The organism is Salinivibrio siamensis, assembly GCF_001996005.1.
Lineage (GTDB): Bacteria > Pseudomonadota > Gammaproteobacteria > Enterobacterales > Vibrionaceae > Salinivibrio > Salinivibrio siamensis.
Window position 1 is genome coordinate 1 of the sequence record NZ_MUFB01000041.1, and the last position, 20,325, is coordinate 20,325.

15 protein-coding genes and 1 pseudogene are annotated in these 20,325 nt (G+C 51.2%); 10 read left to right on the forward strand and 6 right to left on the reverse strand.

What is annotated here, in order from left to right; translation table 11 throughout:
• The 4 genes from BZG73_RS15160 to aspS all read right to left on the reverse strand — a co-directional run.
• Nucleotides 1–1,739: LysM peptidoglycan-binding domain-containing protein (locus tag BZG73_RS15160; RefSeq protein ID WP_131826211.1), on the reverse strand; the 1,739-nt coding region annotated here is incomplete at its 3' end.
• A gap of 475 nt (nt 1,740–2,214) precedes the next feature.
• Entirely contained in the window at nt 2,215–2,736 is a 522-nt protein-coding gene (ruvC, locus tag BZG73_RS15165; protein ID WP_046075360.1) for a crossover junction endodeoxyribonuclease RuvC, read from the reverse strand.
• Nucleotides 2,737–3,483 carry a YebC/PmpR family DNA-binding transcriptional regulator gene (locus tag BZG73_RS15170; RefSeq protein ID WP_046075359.1) on the reverse strand — a complete coding sequence of 249 codons (747 nt, stop codon included), beginning with the start codon at nt 3,481–3,483 and terminating at the stop codon, nt 2,737–2,739.
• Between the two features lie 184 nt (nt 3,484–3,667).
• Nucleotides 3,668–5,452, reverse strand: coding sequence for an aspartate--tRNA ligase (aspS, locus tag BZG73_RS15175; protein ID WP_077668753.1), 1,785 nt, complete (start codon nt 5,450–5,452; stop codon nt 3,668–3,670).
• 291 nt (nt 5,453–5,743) lie between these two features.
• Here aspS and BZG73_RS15180 point away from each other — a divergent pair, with 291 nt between their 5' ends.
• From BZG73_RS15180 to BZG73_RS15215, 8 genes and pseudogenes are all read left to right on the forward strand, one after another.
• A complete protein-coding gene (locus tag BZG73_RS15180; protein ID WP_201247917.1) occupies nt 5,744–6,586 on the forward strand; it encodes a DUF72 domain-containing protein in 843 nt (280 codons plus the stop codon).
• Nucleotides 6,587–6,719: 133 nt separating this feature from the next.
• The gene (gene cmoA, locus BZG73_RS15185; protein ID WP_077578106.1) at nt 6,720–7,448 is read left to right on the forward strand and encodes a carboxy-S-adenosyl-L-methionine synthase CmoA; all 729 of its coding nucleotides are present in this window, start codon (nt 6,720–6,722) and stop codon (nt 7,446–7,448) included.
• 27 nt (nt 7,449–7,475) lie between these two features.
• Complete coding sequence (gene cmoB / locus BZG73_RS15190; protein WP_077668755.1) at nt 7,476–8,447, forward strand: tRNA 5-methoxyuridine(34)/uridine 5-oxyacetic acid(34) synthase CmoB; 972 nt, start codon at nt 7,476–7,478, stop codon at nt 8,445–8,447.
• A gap of 367 nt (nt 8,448–8,814) precedes the next feature.
• On the forward strand, nt 8,815–9,603 hold the full coding sequence (locus BZG73_RS15195) for an ATP-dependent zinc protease family protein (protein ID WP_077668756.1): 789 nt from the start codon (nt 8,815–8,817) through the stop codon (nt 9,601–9,603).
• 9 nt (nt 9,604–9,612) lie between these two features.
• Nucleotides 9,613–11,115: pseudogene (locus BZG73_RS15200) on the forward strand (inactive transglutaminase family protein); the annotation flags it as partial.
• Between the two features lie 46 nt (nt 11,116–11,161).
• The gene (locus tag BZG73_RS15205) at nt 11,162–12,169 is read left to right on the forward strand and encodes an alpha-L-glutamate ligase-like protein (RefSeq protein ID WP_167369759.1); all 1,008 of its coding nucleotides are present in this window, start codon (nt 11,162–11,164) and stop codon (nt 12,167–12,169) included.
• 150 nt (nt 12,170–12,319) lie between these two features.
• Nucleotides 12,320–12,832, forward strand: coding sequence for a VC2046/SO_2500 family protein (locus tag BZG73_RS15210; protein ID WP_077578101.1), 513 nt, complete (start codon nt 12,320–12,322; stop codon nt 12,830–12,832).
• Between the two features lie 258 nt (nt 12,833–13,090).
• Nucleotides 13,091–13,738: an SDR family NAD(P)-dependent oxidoreductase gene (locus tag BZG73_RS15215; RefSeq protein ID WP_046075351.1), complete on the forward strand. Its 648-nt coding sequence runs from the start codon at nt 13,091–13,093 to the stop codon at nt 13,736–13,738.
• Between the two features lie 71 nt (nt 13,739–13,809).
• Here BZG73_RS15215 and adhE read toward each other — a convergent pair whose 3' ends face one another.
• Nucleotides 13,810–16,539, reverse strand: a complete 2,730-nt coding sequence (gene adhE, locus BZG73_RS15220; protein WP_268794243.1) for a bifunctional acetaldehyde-CoA/alcohol dehydrogenase — start codon at nt 16,537–16,539, stop codon at nt 13,810–13,812.
• 562 nt (nt 16,540–17,101) lie between these two features.
• Here adhE and BZG73_RS15225 point away from each other — a divergent pair.
• A complete protein-coding gene (locus tag BZG73_RS15225) occupies nt 17,102–17,740 on the forward strand; it encodes a YchE family NAAT transporter (protein ID WP_046075349.1) in 639 nt (212 codons plus the stop codon).
• A gap of 109 nt (nt 17,741–17,849) precedes the next feature.
• A complete protein-coding gene (locus tag BZG73_RS15230) occupies nt 17,850–18,698 on the forward strand; it encodes an ion transporter (RefSeq protein WP_046075348.1) in 849 nt (282 codons plus the stop codon).
• A gap of 119 nt (nt 18,699–18,817) precedes the next feature.
• Here the strand turns inward: BZG73_RS15230 and cysS are convergent, their stop codons facing one another.
• The gene (cysS, locus tag BZG73_RS15235) at nt 18,818–20,218 is read right to left on the reverse strand and encodes a cysteine--tRNA ligase (protein ID WP_077668757.1); all 1,401 of its coding nucleotides are present in this window, start codon (nt 20,216–20,218) and stop codon (nt 18,818–18,820) included.
• Nucleotides 20,219–20,325: the final 107 nt, after the last annotated feature.

The following is a 20,325-nucleotide window of genomic DNA, read 5'->3' on the forward strand; positions in this document are numbered from 1 at the left end:
TGCTCTGCGAACCACTTTTTCTGTTCACTTGAAAGGGTGAGGAACTCACTCATTAAGTCGTTAGCCTGTTTGATGGCAAACTCTTCATCCGGATGAACTTCAGACCAAGGCGACACGACAAGGGGCATTCCTTCAATAATCTGGCTAAAACTACGTCTCAAATGAGGATTTGAACTAAGAACATGCTCGATTATATGTGCTTGATTTGATAAATATGTCTCAAGCGCAAAGTCCTCCACGCTCATTCGTTTGTCAGCAAAAACAAGATATGCATCATCAACGTCTCGAGGGGATAGCTGAGTTAAATTAACAACTGAAATTTCAGCGCTCAGTATTTTGTCATGATTTATTGGTTTGACCGACGTCCCCTGCAAAATGCCATCAAACGTATAGTGGGTATTGGCCGCTAGGTTATATTTTTGTGGTGTTTCTGGAGGTAAAGCGCGAGCTATTGATTTCTCTTCGCTTTTCGCGGCTGGCTGACTAACCGTTAGGCTATCACCCACAGCTAACGACATCGGTTCAGCGTCATACTGCGGATTCAAACCCAGCAGCTGCTTAGCGGATAAGCCATATTGTTCGGCAATTGTCGGCCATGATTCACGTTGGCGGGTAGTCGGATCAAACTTAACGGTATGGGTTAATGGTTGCGCTGAGTCACCAGTTTTATCGCTATCCGACTCTGCCGGTGAGTCATCTCGATTCGCAACGGCTTGCTTAGGGGCGGCGAGCAAATCGCTGATAGATAGCTTTACGCCGTTTTCTTCTAGCCATTCTTCGTCTGGGTTATCAAGCGTCTCGCGAGTGATCGGTTCTTCGAGATAGACAAGATGTTGGTCTTCGACTTCTTTCCCGCCAATCTTCCAGTACACCAAGAGCGCGCTTTGATAACGATTAAAACCTTGCTCCTGGTTGAGTCTGTCATGTTTAGAGCGCGTGGCGAAAAACTGCCATTTTCCGTCACCCAGCAGCTTGTACTCCTGCACTAAGCGCTTTTGGTGAAAATGGTAGTAATAGCCTTCGGTGGGGAGGCCCAGCCGATCGCCGAGTTGAACAGAAGGTGTCACAGGAATAAAGGCTTCTTGGATTACTCCAGAGCCAATCGGCTTCATCTGCACGGGCTCGGGCACGCTGATGCCCATTGACGCTGATGCTATTTTGGCAACAAGCTTTTTGGGCTCATTGAATGCGGTATACGTAGTGTACTTAGTGCCGTGTTCAGTGCGCGCGGTTTGCCAATCACCCTTCACGCCTTCTTGTTGTGTTTTGGCTAACTCAAATTTACCCCCGACTGTCTTGCTAAAGACCTTGTCCGAGCTGGCAATCTCAAAACAGTACTCGTACTTAAGTGGCGGTGGCGCATCTGAACGGTCAGGTTTTACCGGTTCCGGCACATAGGTGTCTTCGATATTGGTTGCGGCATGCGAACTGTGACTCGCACCGCCGGAGCCACTCGCGCCACCGACCGCACTGCCAGACTGATTGGCTCGGGCGGCAAGTGCTGAACGGGCTTGTGGTGAGAGGGTCGTTTCAGTGTCTGGCGAGAGGGACCAAACCTTATTCGTATTATCATGCACCATCGCGGGCCGCGTTGGGGTGTCAGCCAACAGTGCAAATTCACCGCTATCAAGCTTTTCTTTGAATTGTGAAAAGCTCACCCCATCGGGCATCACTCCATCAAGGTCTCGCTCATTCAGCGCCTCAGTATCGCCCTCTACTTGCCCAAACTCATAAGCCATAAGTTCAGTCAATCGAACTAGTTTGTAACCCACCGCATTGTTCGCCTGCCAAGAATCATGGCGGATCATTCTACGCAACGGGCCAGATTTTTGGATAGGTTTGTTGTCATCGTTAGGTTAGCACTGGCTAAACTGTGAAGTGCGTGCAAGATCGGATAACAGAAGGGATCACACGCGCGGATAGCCGTGGCGCCCGTTGCACGGCGCCATCGGACATCGTGGTCAACATTGGCGCCAAACGTGACAGGCGCCCAGGTAGCATAGTGCATTATTGTTGACATAGTACCGGGGCTTGTGTCACCTACGCCAATGGGATCATCGAAACTAAATATGACCACCGATATATAAATCAGGCGTAGGTCGGACAAGCGCCGGGGCGATGTTAATCCTGAATACCCAAGCCGACGCGCGCCCGTTGGCAATTTACACATACCCAACACTATGCCTGGGGCTTGTGTCACCTACGCCAATGGTATCATCTATATCGGCCGCGGCGGGCGGCGTTGGCTTTGCCGGCCATGGCGATGAGGGTGTGATTAGTGTGGGCATGGCAAATGGCAACCGCGAGGGCATCGGCGGCATCGGCTTGCGGGGTGGCGCTGAGCTTTAACATGTGGGTGACCATATGCTGGACTTGCTTTTTATCCGCACTGCCTTTCCCCACCACTGCTTGCTTGATAAGCCTCGCGGCATATTCAGATACCGGTAAATCGGCGTTTACCGCCGCAACAATGGCGCTGCCGCGCGCTTGCCCCAGTTTAAGCGCTGAATCCGCGTTACGGGCCATAAACACTTGCTCAATGGCAAAGTTATCCGGTTGGAACTGGGTGATAACTTCGCTCACCCCTGCATAGATATGTTTCAGTCGACCGGGTAAGTCGTCTGTCTCGGTGCGAATACAGCCACTACCAAGATATTCAAGATGCCGACCATGTTGGCGGATCACCCCATAACCGGTGATCCGCGAACCTGGGTCAATCCCCAGTATCACTGCCATTTAGCTTAAACTCGCTGCCACTTCGTCCGAGATATCACCGTTATGGTAGACTTCTTGCACATCGTCAAGGTCTTCTAACATATCGATCAAGCGCAGCAGCTTCGGTGCCGTGTCTGCATCTAGCTCCGCTTTGGTGGATGGCACCTGAGTCACCTCCGCTCGCTCAGCTTCAAACCCGGCTTTATCTAAGGCATCTTTCACATAGCCAAAGTCATTGGGGGTGGTGTACACATCCATTGAGCCGTCGTCATAGGTGACCACATCGTCCGCGCCGCCTTCGAGTGCCGCTTCCATCACCGCATCTTCTTCAAGGCCGGATGGGTAGGTGATCACCCCTTTTTTATCGAATAAGAAGCTGACTGAGCCATCGGTACCCAGGTTACCACCGGATTTTGAAAATGCATGGCGCACACCTGACACAGTACGGTTGCGGTTATCGGTCATGCACTCCACCATCACCGCCGTGCCCGCAGGGCCATAACCTTCATAGATGACGGTTTCCATGTTCTCGTCACCTTCGCCGCCCGCACCGCGTGAAATCGCACGGTTGATGGTATCGCGTGTCATGTTATTTGACAGCGCTTTATCCACCGCGGCACGCAGGCGTGGATTGGTTTCCGCCTCGGGGCCACCCTCTTTGGTTGACACCACAATTTCTCGGATAAGCTTGGTGAAAATCTTACCGCGCTTCGCGTCTTGAGCGGCTTTACGGTGTTTAATGTTCGACCACTTACTGTGACCTGCCATATCGACTCTCCGTTTTTTGCGCTCCCCTCACGTGAAAGGAGTAATAAGAAAAAACGCGCCTTGGCTTTTCAGTCTGAGGCGCGTTGAGACATTGACCTTGCGCCTTGATACGACCGCCTAGTGACGGCAGCTATCGGTCGCAAGGATAAGACGGGCAAAGCTGCTTGCCCGTCATCAGGCGAATCTATTCGCTGTGTTCGTTTTGCTCTGCCGCCGCGGTAATGCTCAACGCCAGTTCTTCAAGCGCCGCGTCATTAGCAAGGCTTGGCGCGTCAGTCATCAAGCATGCCGCTGCGGTGGTTTTCGGGAAGGCAATCACGTCACGAATGTTCTCGGTGCCGGATAGCAACATCACCAGGCGATCCATACCAAACGCCAGACCTGCGTGTGGTGGGGTGCCATATTTCAATGCATCCAGCAAGAAGCCAAATTTCTTGCGCTGTTCTTGCTCATCAATGCCTAATGTTTCAAACACCGCGGCTTGCATTTCTGGGTTGTGGATACGCACCGAGCCACCGCCCACTTCGTAACCATTTATCACCATGTCATACGCGTTAGAGTTCGCCGCCGCAGGATTTGCCACCAGCTCTTCAGGTGTCACGTCGGTCGGCGCAGTGAACGGGTGGTGCATCGCATGCAAGTTACCCTCGTCGTCTTCCTCAAACATTGGGAAGTCAACCACCCACAATGGTGCCCACGCTTGGGTGTCGGTCAGCTCAAGATCTAGGCCTAACTTCACACGCAATGCACCCAGCGCTTCGGTGACCACTGATTTCTTGTCTGCACCGAATAGGATAATGTCACCGGTTTGCGCCTCGGTGCGTGACAAGATGCTTTCTACCACTTCGGCATTAAGGAACTTGGCCACCGGCGATTGAATACCATCAAAACCGGCGTCACGGTCGTTGACTTTCATCCACGCCAAGCCTTTGGCACCGTAGATGCCAACAAAGTGGGTGTATTCATCAATCTGCTTACGCGACAAGCTGGCACCGCCTGGTACACGAATCACAGCCACGCGGCCTTTCTCATCGTTTGCCGGGCCAGAGAATACTTTAAACTCTACGTCTTTGACGATATCAGCCACATCGACGATTTCGAGCGGGTTACGCAAATCTGGCTTGTCGGAGCCAAAACGGCGCATCGCTTCTTCATACTTCATGGTGGGGAACGTGCCCAAGTCCACATTGAGCAGAGATTGCCACATTTCACGGATCAGTTGCTCGGTTACCTCGCGCACTTGGTCGGCGCTCATGAATGAGGTTTCGATATCAATCTGGGTAAATTCTGGCTGACGGTCAGCACGCAAGTCTTCATCACGGAAGCACTTCACGATTTGGTAATAGCGATCAAACCCAGACATCATCAACAACTGTTTAAACAGCTGTGGTGATTGCGGCAGCGCATAAAAGTTACCTTTGTGCACACGGCTTGGCACCAAGTAGTCACGAGCGCCTTCTGGGGTCGCCTTGGTGAGTACTGGGGTTTCGATGTCTAAAAAGTCATTGTCATCGAGGAAGCGACGGACAAAGCTGGTGGCTTTAGCACGCAGTTTAATCCGATCGCTCATTTCAGGGCGGCGCAAATCAAGGTAGCGATACTTCAGGCGCTGCTCTTCGGAAATAAACTGGTTAAAGTCAATCGGCATCGGTGCACTGCGGTTGATGATCTCCAACCCTTTCGCCACCACTTCGACTTCGCCTGTGGCCATATCACTGTTGATCTGGCTCTCTGGGCGCGCACGCACTTCACCACGGATGGTCAGGCAAAATTCGTTACGCAATTTGTTTGCTTGCTCGTAAACATCACCCATATCAGGGTCAATCACAACTTGCACCAGACCCTCACGGTCGCGCATGTCGATAAAAATCAAGCCGCCCAAATCACGGCGGCGGTTAACCCAACCACAAAGACTAACTTCTTGCCCGACGTGGGCTTTATTCAGGTGACCACAWTACTGGGTGCGCATAGATTATTCCTGATCTGTTCTGATGATTCCGCTTGCCCCTGGGGCACAAGCCTGCCAAATACTGAGGGGAATTCGGGTAACAGCGTCTGTCGTACCTGACGGTACGCCCCCATGAGTGCCGTTACTGTCAAAGACCTGCCATTATAAAGGAAAAGCCCCGCTCTTGGTAAAGCGATCGCACTTAAAACCGATAGTTTTTTTATCCAAATCCTTTTAGGCTATTACTTTATTGGTTCGCAACGCATCAGCACGGGCATGACCTCCTTATTACACCAACTCCCCTCTCCACCCCTGCGGTTGGGGCTGACGCAATGGTCTCATCCCAGTTGGCAGCATCACTTTTATCCGCCAGGCACCAAGTCAGGCGAGCGCTTAGCCCGTTATGCCGAGGTGTTTAATACCGTCGAGGGCAACACGACCTTTTACGCCTCCCCCTCGCCGCAAACGGTGAATAATTGGGCGGCCGCCATTCCAGACGGTTTTCAGTTTACCTTTAAGCTGCCTAAAACCATTACYCATCAATGCCAGCTGCGTCATGCGCAAGACTTAACCGCCGACTTTATTAAGCTGATGGCACCACTCCATGAGCATATTGGCCAGTGGACGATTCAACTGCCGGCGCGCTTTGGTCCAGACGGGTTGCCCAGCTTAGACGCGTTTCTTACAACGCTGCCGCGCGATTTGGCCATCGGTGTCGAAGTGCGTCACCCGGCCTTTTTTGCCAAAGGCGACGCAGAAAAAGCGCTCAACCGACTGTTGATCGATCATAACGCCAACCGTGTAATCATGGACAGTCGCCCGGTATTTGCGGCTAAACCCGACACCCTTGCCATTATTGATGCGCAAAAGAAAAAGCCCCGGGTGCCCGTGCATGCCATCGCCACCAGTGCAGCGCCCATGGTGCGTTTTATTGGTCATCCTGATTTGCCCGAAAATACCGCGTTTTTTGACCCTTGGATCTCACGCTTATCTCAATGGATAGCCGCGGGCAAAACGCCCTATTTAATGATTCATACCTCAGATAACGATCAGGCCCCTGCGTTGGCCGCACAATTATATCAACGTCTTGATTTATCAACGCCACTGGCTTCCGTCTCGCGTGCCGCACAAAGTCAACAGGGCGCGTTGTTTTAATCTCGCTGCTGGCACGCGTTCTCACCGTGCAGACAGACGCAGAAAAATTCACTACAATACGCCGCTTTTGTGGCAAGCTTTGGGTGCAAAACGCACCAAAGCCTGCCAGCTTGGCTGATTTGTAGGGGCTTACATGGCTAATCAGGATAAAATTTTCGCAGCGCCTATCGAAAAAATGGGCGATTTCACCTTCGATGAAAATGTCGCTGAGGTGTTCCCGGATATGATCCAGCGCTCGGTACCGGGTTACAGCAATATTATTTCGGCCATCGGCATGCTGGCCAAGCGTTTTGCTGCGCCTGATAGTCATATTTACGATCTTGGCTGTTCGCTGGGTGCTGCCACTTTATCGATGCGTCGCCATATTCCTCATGACAGCTGCAAAATCATCGCGGTGGATAACTCACAAGCCATGGTTGAGCGTTGTCGCTTGCATGTTAACGCGTATCGCGGCGCCGCCGATGTTGAGGTTCGCGAAGCCGATATTCGCGATGTCGAGATAACCAATGCCTCGATGGTGGTGCTCAATTTTACCCTACAATTTTTAAGCCCTGACGATCGCCAAGCCCTACTTACTCGCATTTATCAAGGCTTGAAGCCAGGTGGGATCCTGATTCTGTCCGAAAAGTACCGATTTGAAGACGAAACCGCCAATGAATTGCTGATCGATTTACACCACGATTTCAAGCGTGCCAATGGCTATAGCGAGCTTGAGATCAGCCAAAAGCGCAGTGCACTGGAGAATGTGATGCGCCCGGACAGTATTGCCACCCACCAAGCGCGGCTCCATGCCATTGGCTTTAGCAGCGTCGCCATGTGGTTCCAGTGTTTTAACTTTGGTTCGATGCTCGCGATTAAGTAAGACGAGCCTGACAGTACGAGTAATCTGATGTTTGATTTTTCCGATTTTTATCAGCTGATCGCCAAAAACCGTCTAAGCCATTGGCTCGAGGTGTTGCCAGCACAATTAGCCGAGTGGCAAAACCAGCCGCATGGCGATATGCCCAAGTGGATAAAAGTGCTCAACAAGATACCAACCACCGCGCCCGAGACGGTTGAGCTGAAAGACGCAGTGCGTATTGGTGATGACAGTAGCTTACCTAATGGCGAGCGCAAAAAATTAGAAAACTTATTGCGTACCTTGCACCCTTGGCGCAAAGGCCCGTACCAGGTACACGGCATTGATATTGATACAGAGTGGCGCTCAGATTGGAAATGGGATCGCGTACTCCCGCATATCTCGCCGCTAAAAGGGCGGTATGTGCTTGATGTCGGTTGCGGCAATGGCTACCACATGTGGCGCATGTTGGGCGAAGAGGCCGCATTGACAGTGGGCATCGACCCCTCCGAGCTCTTTTTGATGCAATTCGACGCCATTCATCGCTTGATGGGTAACGATCAGCGTGCGCACCTGCTGCCTTTAGGGATTGAAAAACTGCCTGCGCTACGCGCGTTCGACACCGTGTTCAGTATGGGTGTGTTGTATCACCGCCGCTCCCCTCTCGATCATCTGATGCAACTCAAAGATCAATTGCGTAAAGATGGCGAGCTGGTGCTGGAAACCTTGGTTATCGATGGCGATGAAAACGCGGTATTGGTGCCTACCGGTCGTTATGCACAAATGCGCAACGTCTACTTTTTCCCGTCTGCCCGTGCGTTAAAAGTGTGGCTGGAGAAAGTCGGATTTGTCGATGTGCGTATTGTCGACGAGTGCGTCACCACCACTGATGAGCAGCGCAGTACCGAGTGGATGACCCATAACTCGCTGCCTGAGTACCTCAACCCAGATGATCCGGCGCAAACCATCGAAGGGTATCCGGCCCCCAAACGCGCGATCTTAGTGGCTCGCAACCCGGATTAAACAACAGCCCGGACACCGCTCCCCCATACCACCGCCCTTACTCGCCGCCTCACTGGGCGGTGATAAGGGTGAACATGGCGGTGAACGCCGCTTACCGACCTCACACCTGACGCTGACACCACGCTCGCAATCGCGACGCATGTATTGACGGCTGTGTTTTATTTCACCGCCTGAGTGCTTGTTTGCTAATGACTTTGCTTTATTACCGTCGATTAAATCAGCGTTTAGTCAATTCTGACTAACATTTGACAGAATCCCCCTACCCATCTTTGTCGCATCCTTTAGAATTTGCTCTCGCCGTCGCGATCAGCGCTTTACTGCCTGTGACATGGCTAGCCGCAACCCTTCTTACGCTGTGGAGATTTAGATGCTATTTCGTTGCTCACTGATCAGTGCGCTTTTACTTACGGTGTCCGGCTGCACATTAACCTCGCAGCACCAACACCAGGAAACGCTCAGTAAATTTGATAACCTGGCTGCCCAACACCAGCAGCAACAACAAACTTTCACCGAGACATTCGCTCAACATGGCACAGCGTTAAATCAGTTGGCCGACAAAGTGAGTGCGCTCGAAAGCCAACTGACCGTGATTCAGCGTACCCAGGCCAAGCTTTACGCCAATGTGGCGACCGACACCGCTGACGTCAAAGTGAAAGAAAAGGTGGTGCGGGTGCCGGTTAACGACGGCAAGATTATTCTCGGTGGACGCGAATTTGTCTGGTTTGATGCGGTCGAAAACACCTTCCAATCCCGTGTGGATACCGGTGCCGAAACATCTTCATTGAATGCTGTGGATATCCAAGAATTTGAGCGTGACGGCGATACCTGGGTCAAGTTCAACGTCAATCATAGTGAAAATAGCGATCAGCCAGTGATCATGGAAATGCCGGTGAAACGCTGGGTGCGTATCCGTCAATCGTCTAGCGATAGCACTGAGCGCCGCCCAGTGGTCGAAGCCTGGATTCGTGTCGGTAACATCCATGAGAAAACCGAATTCACCCTCGCCGATCGCACCAACATGGAATACCCAGTGCTGCTCGGCCGCGAATTTTTTAAAGACTTGGCGGTGGTTGATGTCAGCCAAGTCCATATTCATCCGCAATATCAGCCGGACACGCCATCGGAACCAGGCGATGACACCCCCAAAAACAAGTAGGTAATCGATATGGTTTCACGGGTTCCTTTTTATTTTTTAATTGGCTTTTTAGTTGTCGCAGGTATTGCACTCAGCGCGTACCGTCATTTTGTCTATGGCGTGCCATGGTTGGCTGACGAAACGCGCCAAGTGTGGCAAATCGAGGCGAGAATCAATTTCGATGCCAACGACGGGCCGGTCAAAATCAGTTTGGCGGCACCAGACAGCCAGCCGGGTTTGACCCTGATTGATGAAAGCACCTCATCGGCGGGGTACGGTTTTTCCTTGCTCGATACCGAGCATGGCCGCCAAGCACAGTGGTCGGCTCGACAAGCGAGCGGTGAGCAAACGCTTTATTTTAAGAACCAGATGCTGGTTGACGACAGCGCGCGCTACACCATGACCCCGCCCGAGGATGACGTGGTCGCCACGCCTGTCATGGATAATGCTGCGAAAAACGCCGCACTCGCGCTGCTTGACCGTGCTCGTGCCCGCTCTGCTGATAACATCACCCTGACCCGTGAGCTCATCAAACAGCTAAATAGTCCTGATAGCCAAAACGCGGCGCTGCTACTCAACACGCTTGATAAACCCGATGCGCTGCGCAAAACCTTGGCTCTTGAAGGCATTCATGCGCGCGTGGTGGGCGGTTTAGAGCTTGAAGATGGCCGGCGCCGCCAAAGTATTTCCCCCATGTTGCAAGTGTGGCAAGACAGTCGCTGGCACTTGTTTGATTTAGTCAGCGGACAAAATGGCCATCACGATAACACGCTGTTATGGAACCAGCATGGCGGGCCGCTGCTAGAAGTGATGGGCGGTGAGCACAGCCAGGTGCACTTCTCCATTATTTCGCAAGACATCAGTCCGCAGCAGGCCACCTCGGCCAAGGTGTCGGCCGACGATTTGCTCAACTTCTCCATCCATAGTTTGCCCATTGAAGAGCAGGCAATGTTCAAAACCATCATGCTGATCCCAATCGGTGCGCTCATTGTGGTGTTCTTGCGGGTGATTGTGGGGCTCAAAACCTCTGGTACTTTTATGCCAGTGCTCATTGCCGTCGCCTTTGTCCAAACCCAGCTCATCACCGGTATCGTGGGCTTTGTGTTGATTGTGGGCACGGGGCTGGTGATCAGAAGCTACTTATCGCGGCTCAATTTACTCTTGGTAGCACGAATATCGGCCGTGATTATTACCGTGATCCTGATTATTTCCGTCTTTAGCGTGATTGCCTTCCACATTGGTTTAATGGAGGGGCTCACCATTACCTTCTTCCCGATGATCATTCTGTCATGGACGATTGAACGGATGTCGATTTTGTGGGAAGAAGAAGGCGCCAAAGAAGTGGTGATTCAAGGTGGCGGCTCACTGCTCACTGCCGTACTGGTATATTTAGCGATGACCAATGATTTGATTCGCCATCTCACCTTTAACTTTATTGGCCTGCAGCTGGTTATCCTTGCACTTATCTTGCTACTGGGTAATTACACGGGCTATCGCTTGTCTGAACTCAAGCGCTTCCGCCCCTTAGCGGAACCGAGTAATAAGCCACTTGGGTTAGCTACCACCACAGGAGGCGATGATGCGCAAACTCCTCGATAAGCTAGCCTCTCCGTTTCGCCTTAACCACGCAGGGATCATGGGCATGAACCAGCGCAACATTCGCTATATTGGTCGCTACAATGACAGGCGTTTGTATCCATTGGTTGATGACAAGCTACAAACCAAACTCATCGCCCAACAAGCGGGGGCCACGGTGCCTGAACTGATTGGGGTGATTGACAGCCAAGCGGATGTCAAACGCATCCACGCCATGGTCGCCAATTGGCCCGGCTTTGTGATTAAGCCTGCACAGGGCTCTGGCGGAAAAGGCATCTTAGTGGTGACAAAAAACCACCAAGGTGTCTATACCAAAGCCTCGGGGAAAGCGGTCAGCCATAATGATGTGGAGCGCCATATCACCAATACCTTGGCAGGCCTTTTCTCGCTGGGAGGCAAAGCCGATGTCGCCGTGGTCGAAAATTTAATTGCGTTTGATGATAGCTTTCAAGGATTTAGCTATGAGGGTGTGCCCGATATCCGCGTGATTGTTTTTCAAGGCTACCCAGTGATGGCAATGATGCGTCTATCGACCTCGGCGTCTGATGGCAAAGCTAACTTACACCAAGGTGCCGTTGGCGTCGGCTTAGATATGGCGACGGGCAAAGCACTAAAAGCGGTGCAGTTTAATCGCCCTATCACGCATCATCCAGATACCCATCAAGATCTCTATACCCTGCAAGTGCCTCACTGGCAGCAGCTTCTTACCCTCGCCGCCAGTGCATGGGAAATGACGGACTTGGGTTACATGGGCACCGACATGGTGCTGGACAAAGAAAAAGGTCCGATGGTATTGGAGCTCAATGCACGACCAGGCCTCGCCATTCAAATTGCGAATGGATGTGGCCTGCTTCCGCGCCTTGCTCTGATTGAATCTCTGCCGCCTTGTCGCTATCCGCCTCTACCGGAAGACCGAGTGGCGTTTTCAATGCAACATTTTGCTGGTCAGAGTACGCAGCCCTTGCAACCCAGGCTTGCGGAGGCAGGATGAGTTCGTACAGCGTTCACTCGACGTTATAGGAGACATGGTCACCAGCCAAAGATATTTAAGCCAAACCAAAGAAAAGCGTTAAAGTTTCTCGTCTGCTGCCGATAGCCTAGTTATTACCATATCGACCACGTCATAACTAGGGTAACCACAGTGACTATCCATACCATCGACAAAGCGCAGCTGATTAGCGACGTTCAGTTTGGGGACAACCTAAACCATGCGGTGGTACAAGGGCGTCGTTCCGACTTTGCCCTGATGATGGCGCTATTGTCTGGTGATGCCAACGAGTCGACCCCGCTGACGCCGATTGATGCGCCCGTCAGCAATGATCAGGTGCTCCGTCAGCAGTTCCAACTGCCCAACCCACAACCTCTTGCCGCCAGCAATGAAGAAGACTATCAACGCGCCAGTGCGCAAGCCGATGCCTTTCATCGAGGCGGCATTGCTAGCGCCAACCTGCGCTTTCAGCTTGCTCCCGCGGCCATGCATTATCCCCCTCAAGGTACACACGGTTTTGACGAAGCGGTCTATCATAATTTATCTGGCCACGAACGCCGTCACTTGACCGATACCGAGCCCAAGCGCCCTGCGTATAACCCCGCCACTTTGTATGAAAAGCTCACCACCTCACATTGCTTTGATAAAATGCGTGTGAGCGCATAATGCGTCAGATCGCAAGTCGATCTTGATGACATTGGTGGATCCTTTATCAAATTGTGATCCTCTATAGATTCCCGATATTCTTTTTGCCATTCCACCTGACGTTTTTAGTCTTTTTTTCGCAGTCCTCGTATTTATGGTCCAGTATTACACTCCCATGCTTGAATAAGGTGTGAGTAAGCTGTCACTTTCTCGTGACTTGCTTGGGTAAATAAATGCATCAGGTTGTTTTAATAGACTGATAATTATGAGGAAACTCTCATGAAGATCGATAGCGCAGTGGTCGTCATTACCGCAGGTGGTTCACCGTCTGGACGCGCCATGGCTGAGCATTTTTGCTCGCTTGGCGCCAACGTGGTGCTGCTCGATACCGAGTGGCCAGCGCTGCGCTTAAGTGCCGATCAATGCCGCAACTATCCGGGGCGCGTTCAGCCTATTTGTTTAGCTGACCATGAGCCTGAATCTATTCACGATGCGTTCAGCCAAGTTACTCGGCTTTTTGGTGGCATTGATGTGCTCATTAATCATTGGCAAGGGGATATCCTGCCTAAGCTTTTTGACAGTGACAATCAATGGGACACACCCAAAACACTCAGTGATACCACGTCACAATACTTTTTGGTCGTCCAACGTGCAGCAGAATGCATGCAGCAACGCGGTCGGCCAGGCGTGATCATTAATGTCGCGGGCACTCATCTCACGCCCGATACGGTTGCCAACGCCATGATTGGCGGTTTGACCCAGCGGTGGGCCAAAGAGCTTTCCGCGCTGAAAATTCGTGTCGGCGGTATTGTCCCGCGTCACCGAAGCCAGCCGAGTCGCGGTGTCGATGATGAGTTTATCCGCAATGCCGAGTACATCGTCTCCAACGATTCTTTTAACGGCCGGTTGTTAGAGGCAAGTGGGTAAAAGATCGCTCTCTCAAATACAAAAAGACCCGCCGAAGCGGGTCTTTGTCGTTAAGCGGTTACCTAGGTTAATTAGGCGTCTGCTTTTTCGTCTTTTTTCGCTGCTTTCGCGGCTTTAGTCGGTGCGGCGGCTGGTTGGTCATCTTTTTTCTTGATAACCGTCGTGCCTTCAAAGGTTTCACCTTCCACGTAAGGCTTACCGTAGTATGACGCAACCAACACTTCTTTCAGCTCTTTGATGAGTGGGTAGCGTGGGTTAGCGCCTGTACATTGGTCATCAAACGCTTCTTCCGCTAGCTCATCCAGTTTGGCCATAAAGTCCGCTTCTGGTACACCGGCTGCCTGAATTGAGACTGGGATATCCAGTTTCAGCTTCATTTCTTCAAGCCATGCTAGCAGGCGCTCGATTTTCTGTGCGGTACGGTCGCCGTCTTGTGCTAGGCCAAGGTGGTTAGCGATTTCTGCATAACGACGACGTGCTTGTGGACGGTCGTACTGCGAGAATGCCGTTTGCTTGGTTGGGTTGTCATTGGCGTTGAAACGTACCACGTTGGAAATCAGCAGCGCGTTCGCCAAACCGTGTGGCAAGTGGAACTCAGCACCGATTTTGTGCGCCATTGAGTGACACACACCCAAGAAGGCGTTAGCAAATGCGACACCGGCAATGGTGGCACCATTGTGCACTTTCTCACGTGCAATTGGGTCGTTTGCGCCGTGCGCATAGCTCGCTGGCAGATAGTCTTTCAGCAATTTCAGCGCTTGCAGTGCTTGCCCTTCTGAATATTCGTTAGAAAGGATAGACACATAGGCTTCCAGTGCGTGAGTAATCGCATCGTAACCACCAAAGGCTGTCAGTGACTTCGGCATGTTCATCACCAGGTTAGCATCAACAATCGCCATTTGTGGTGTCAGCTCGTAGTCGGCCAGTGGGTATTTCGCCCCAGTTTCATCGTCCGTTACTACCGCAAACGGAGTCACTTCTGAACCGGTGCCCGATGTGGTTGTCACACAAACCAGCTCGGCTTTTTTACCCATTTTCGGGAATTTGTAGATACGTTTACGGATATCCATAAAGCGCATCGCTAGCTCTTCAAAGGCTGTCTGTGGGTGCTCATACATAACCCACATGATTTTCGCCGCGTCCATCGGTGAACCACCACCTAGGGCAATAATCACGTCTGGCTGGAAGCTCTTCATTGCTTCCGCACCTTTGCGCACCACGCTTAAGGTTGGATCCGCTTCTACTTCGAAGAAAGTACTCACGTCCATGCCTTGCGCTTTAAGCATTGACTCGATTTGCTCTGAATAACCGTTGTTAAACAGGAAGCGGTCAGTCACGATCATCGCGCGTTTCTTGTCTTCTAGGTCACTCAGTGCGATTGGCAAGCTGCCGCGACGGAAGTAGATAGATTTTGGTAGTTTGTGCCACAGCATATTCTCAGCTCGCTTCGCTACGGTTTTCTTGTTCATCAGGTGTTTAGGCCCAACGTTCTCAGAAATTGAGTTACCACCCCATGAGCCACAGCCCAATGTCAGTGACGGTGCAACGTTAAAGTTGTACAAGTCACCGATACCACCGTGCGTGGTTGGAATATTGACTAGGATACGAGCCGTTTTCAGGCGGTCACCAAAGTATTTGATGCGGTCTTGGTTCACGTCTTGGTTAGTATATAGGCCAGAGGTGTGGCCGATACCGCCCATTTCTACCATTTTGCACGCCATATCGACCGCGTGCTCAAAGCTCTTGGCACGGAACATACCCAAGGTTGGCGACAGTTTCTCGTGAGCAAACTCTTCTTCGATGCTGATTTCCAGCCCTTCACCAATCAAGATTTTAGTGTCTGATGGCACGCTTACACCGGCCATGTCTGCAATCTTAGTGGCAGGTTGGCCCACGATATCAGCGTTAAGGTTACCGTTGATAAGTAGTACCTTACGCACTTTATCGGCGTCTGCTTTGCTCAATACATGGCCTTTGTGCGACGCAAAGCGTTCTTTCACTTCATCGTACACTTCGTCCATCACGATAACCGCTTGCTCTGACGCACACACCACGCCGTTATCGAAGGTTTTTGACATCAGTACAGACGCGACAGCACGTTTAATGTCAGCGGTTTCATCGATAACCACAGGCACGTTACCCGCACCCACACCAATCGCAGGTTTACCTGATGAGTATGCCGCTTTCACCATGCCTGGGCCACCGGTCGCCAGAATCAGGTTAATGTCGTCGTGCTTCATCAGTGCGTTAGAAAGCTCAACTGAAGGTTGGTCAATCCAGCCGATGATGTCTTTCGGTGCGCCCGCAGCCACTGCTGCATCGAGAACCAGTTTCGCGGCATCATTGGTCGAGTTTTTCGCACGTGGGTGTGGCGAGAAGATGATGCCGTTACGCGTTTTCAGTGAGATCAGTGATTTGAAGATCGCAGTAGAGGTTGGGTTAGTGGTTGGCACGATACCGCAGATAAGGCCAACGGGCTCGGCGATTGTCATGGTGCCGAATTCGTCATTCTCTTCGAGAATCCCGCAGGTTTTGTCGTCTTTGTATTTGTTGTAGATGAACTCAGAGGCGAAGTGGTTTTTGATAACCTTGTCTTCGAGGATACCCATGCCTGACTCTTCAACCGCTTGTTTCGCCAGTGGGATACGCGCGTTGTTTGCAGCCAGAGATGCGGCACGGAAGATCTTATCTACTTGCTCCTGTGAATAGGTCGCAAATTCTTGTTGTGCCTTTTTGACACGCTCAACCATCGCGTTGAGTTCAGCAATATTAGTGACAGGCATAGTCGTCTCCTGGTTCATATTTGAAAATCATTTAGTAATTGCTTAACGCCGCGTCTTTGCTTACTAAGCCATGTTTATCTTTGGTTAGTGTCGCCATTCGGTGCGTGGCATTTAGTAAATAACTTTCAAAACTGAGTATAAGTTTTCACAGCGTGAGTAACTTGATCTCGATCAGTTGTTATCAAATCAACCGCAATAAACTTTACGCTTAACCCCCACAGTTACTGGGTTTAATATTTTTGTAGCACAGAATGTATGTGTCTAAAATTTTCATCACAGTAACATGTTTTTTACATGATGAGACAAGTCTATATGTCGATACTGTATGTAAATTTCAACAAAACGCCTGAAGACGGTTGTTTATATCCACGACACCGACCCTCAGTATAGTTTGCCGTGCGAAAGTTGCATGACGACAAATCGTTTGAGTGAGCCATCTTAAGTTGGTTCAAAACGTGCAACCACTGCATGCAGAAAATACATGGCTGAGTGGTTGGTTTTTAAACTGATATCGCTATACTGGCGCCATTGATTAAACCCGAGAGAAACTGGACTTCCTCACAGCATTACGAGAGTCACCATGGCCGCTTTCGACACCATGATTTTTGTGCAGTTTTTTGTCGGGCTTTTTGCCGCCGTTAACCCTATCGGTATCATGCCCGTTTTTGTCACCCTCACCGTACATCTTGATAAACAAGAACGAAACCGCACGGCATACACCGCAGCCATCGCGGTCGCGATCATCTTGATTGTTTCTCTGCTTGCCGGTCAGATGTTGCTGGATTTATTCAGTATCTCCCTCGACTCATTCCGGGTGGCCGGTGGCATGTTGCTGCTCAGTATCGCTTTTACCATGATGAACGGTAAGTTGGGTGAGGGTAAGCAAAACAAGCAGGAGCAATCCGAAACCATTAGTCGTGAACAAGTGGGCGTCGTGCCGCTGGCAATGCCGCTGCTCGCCGGGCCAGGTGCGATCAGCTCAACCATTGTGTATGGCTCTCAATACCCCGATACCTGGAGTACGATTACATTAATCACCACCCTCGTGCTGTTCTCTGCAGGAATCTGGGGATTATTTAAAGTCGGCCCTGCAGTAGTGAAATTTTTAGGCCAAACGGGTATCAACGTTATTACGCGGATCATGGGTCTTATTCTGGGCTCATTAGGCATCGAGTTTATCGCCTCTGGCATGCGCGCTTTGTTTCCTGGCCTTAACTAAACGCGCGGTCATCCCGTGCAGCGCGTAGTACTAGCAAACCGGCACGCAGGCAGTTGCCGTGCCGGTTTTTTGCGGCTCAATCATGGAAGGTTTATAGCAAGGTAAGCGAATGAATAAGTCACAAAGCCGTCTTCAACATTATCTCTACACCACCATCTTTGGCACCGAGACGAAGCACGGGAAAGCATTTGATTTGGTGCTAATTGTGATGATCTTGGCCTCGATGGTGGTGTTGATGCTGGAATCCATCGCTAGCTTTCACGCTCAATGGTCGCAATGGCTCTATTGGATTGAATGGGGCTTTACCGGCATCTTTACCATCGAGTATTTACTGCGCCTTTATTGCTCTCCGCGCCCGTCTGCTTATGCGCGAAGCTTTTACGGCGTGGTGGATTTACTGGCGATTCTGCCCACCTATATCGCGATTTTTGTCCCAGGGACTACTTACCTGATGGTGGTACGCTTGTTGCGGGTATTGCGTATTTTCCGTGTTTTGAGGCTGATGCGTTTTTTGGAAGACTCCAACATCTTGTTACGCTCGATGATGCTGTCATCACGCAAGGTGATGATTTTCTTCTTCTCCGTGGCGATCCTGGTCACCGTCTTCGGCGCACTCATGTACGTGATTGAAGGGCCAGAGAATGGCTTTACCAGTATTCCCTATGCCATCTATTGGGCGATCGTCACCCTCACCACCGTCGGCTATGGCGATATTGTGCCGCAAACCGATATTGGCAAGGCACTCGCGTCTTTCACCATGTTGATGGGCTATTCGATTATTGCCGTGCCTACAGGGATCATCACCGCCGAAATCGGTCAGCAGATGTCACTGCATCGCAACTTGGTAAAATGCCCTAACTGCTCAAAAAGCGGCCATGAGTCCGACGCCTCTTTTTGTAAGCATTGTGGCAGTGAACTGCCGGAAGCCGATAAACGCGTGGTCACACCTGGGCTGTAACACTGGCTTCACGTTGATTGGTACGGCAGTCGCTGCGAGTAAAAGCACGAGATATCGATAATAAAAAAACGGAGCAGGTCGGCTCCGTTTTTAGTGGCTCAATGGCAAGTAACAGTCGCTTACTTACGACGCCAAGTGGTGCCTTGTGGGCCGTCTTCCAGCACAATACCCATCGCGGTGAGCGCATCACGCGCGGCATCGGCGCTGGCAAAGTCTTTGGCTTTACGGGCATCGTTCCGTTTTTGAATAAGCGCCTCGATTTCAGCCACTTCATCATCAGCCCCTGCATCGCCTTGCAAGAAGCTATCGGCATCTTGCTCGAGCAAACCAAGAATCGACGCTAACTTGCGCATTTGCGCGCCCAGCGCGGATGCCGCCGCCTGATCATCGCCGCGCAGTCGATTAACCTCTCGAGCCATATCAAATAGCACCGAATAGGCCTCTGGGGTATTGAAGTCATCGTTCATCGCCGCTTCAAAGCGTGCCACGTATTCATCGCCACCGGCAGGTACGGCCTGTGTGTCTAAACCGCGAAGCGAGGTGTACAGACGCTCAAGTGCTGAACGGGCTTGATTGAGGTTTTCATCGCTGTAGTTCAACTGGCTGCGATAATGACCCGACAGCAAGAAATAACGCACGGTTTCGGCATCATAATGAGCCAATACATCACGGATGGTGAAAAAATTCCCCAAGGATTTGGACATCTTTTCACGATCAACCATCACCATGCCGCTGTGCATCCAGGTGTTGACATATGGGGTGTCATGGGCGCAGCAAGATTGGGCAATTTCGTTCTCATGGTGCGGGAACTGCAAATCAGAGCCGCCACCATGAATATCAAAATGTTCGCCCAAGATCGCAGAATTCATTGCCGAGCACTCGATGTGCCAGCCAGGGCGACCTGGCCCCCACGGGGATTCCCATGTTGGCTCGCCAGGTTTGGACATTTTCCACACCACAAAATCGAGAGGACTGCGCTTGGCTGTTTCAACATCCACACGGGCGCCCGCTTGCAGCTGATCGAGGTCTTGCTTTGACAGCTTGCCGTAAGCATCAAACTTGGCCACTTCAAACATCACGTCGCCATTATCTGCGACATAGGCGAAGCCACGCTCAATCAGCTTTTCTACCAGTGCGATGATTTCATCGATGTAGTCCGTCGCACGTGGCTCGATATCAGGACGCGCCATGTTTAAAGCATCAAAGTCTTGGTACATTTCACCGATCAAGCGCTCGGTCAATGCGTCACAGCTCTCGCCATTTTCCGCCGCACGCTTAATGATTTTGTCATCGATATCCGTGATATTACGGACAAAGGTCAAATCAAAGCCCAAGTAGCGCAAATAGCGCGCAATCATGTCAAACGAAACAAAAGTACGCCCGTGACCAATATGACAGAGATCGTAAATCGTCACCCCACACACATACATGCCAATTTTTCCCGGCGTGATGGGTTGAAAGACAGCTTTATCTCGCGTCAGTGAGTTGTAGATCTTTAACGGGGGGGTTTGCGTCGACATAATAATTTGATGACTCGTTACAATAGTGACAATGAGTAAGGTGAAGCAGCTATTACACCTTTTCTACTGACATGACGCAAGCCTCTCACGCCGGCCAAGGCCTGTGA

Coding starts and splice junctions, on each gene's coding strand:
- ruvC (WP_046075360.1), bottom strand. CDS start 2,736: ATGGCAGTGATACTGGGGATTGACCCAGGTTCGCGGATCACCGGTTAT.
- BZG73_RS15170 (WP_046075359.1), bottom strand. CDS start 3,483: ATGGCAGGTCACAGTAAGTGGTCGAACATTAAACACCGTAAAGCCGCT.
- cmoA (WP_077578106.1), top strand. CDS start 6,720: ATGGCTAATCAGGATAAAATTTTCGCAGCGCCTATCGAAAAAATGGGC.
- cmoB (WP_077668755.1), top strand. CDS start 7,476: ATGTTTGATTTTTCCGATTTTTATCAGCTGATCGCCAAAAACCGTCTA.
- BZG73_RS15195 (WP_077668756.1), top strand. CDS start 8,815: ATGCTATTTCGTTGCTCACTGATCAGTGCGCTTTTACTTACGGTGTCC.
- BZG73_RS15205 (WP_167369759.1), top strand. CDS start 11,162: ATGCGCAAACTCCTCGATAAGCTAGCCTCTCCGTTTCGCCTTAACCAC.
- BZG73_RS15215 (WP_046075351.1), top strand. CDS start 13,091: ATGAAGATCGATAGCGCAGTGGTCGTCATTACCGCAGGTGGTTCACCG.
- adhE (WP_268794243.1), bottom strand. CDS start 16,539: ATGAACCAGGAGACGACTATGCCTGTCACTAATATTGCTGAACTCAAC.
- BZG73_RS15225 (WP_046075349.1), top strand. CDS start 17,102: ATGGCCGCTTTCGACACCATGATTTTTGTGCAGTTTTTTGTCGGGCTT.
- BZG73_RS15230 (WP_046075348.1), top strand. CDS start 17,850: ATGAATAAGTCACAAAGCCGTCTTCAACATTATCTCTACACCACCATC.
- cysS (WP_077668757.1), bottom strand. CDS start 20,218: ATGTCGACGCAAACCCCCCCGTTAAAGATCTACAACTCACTGACGCGA.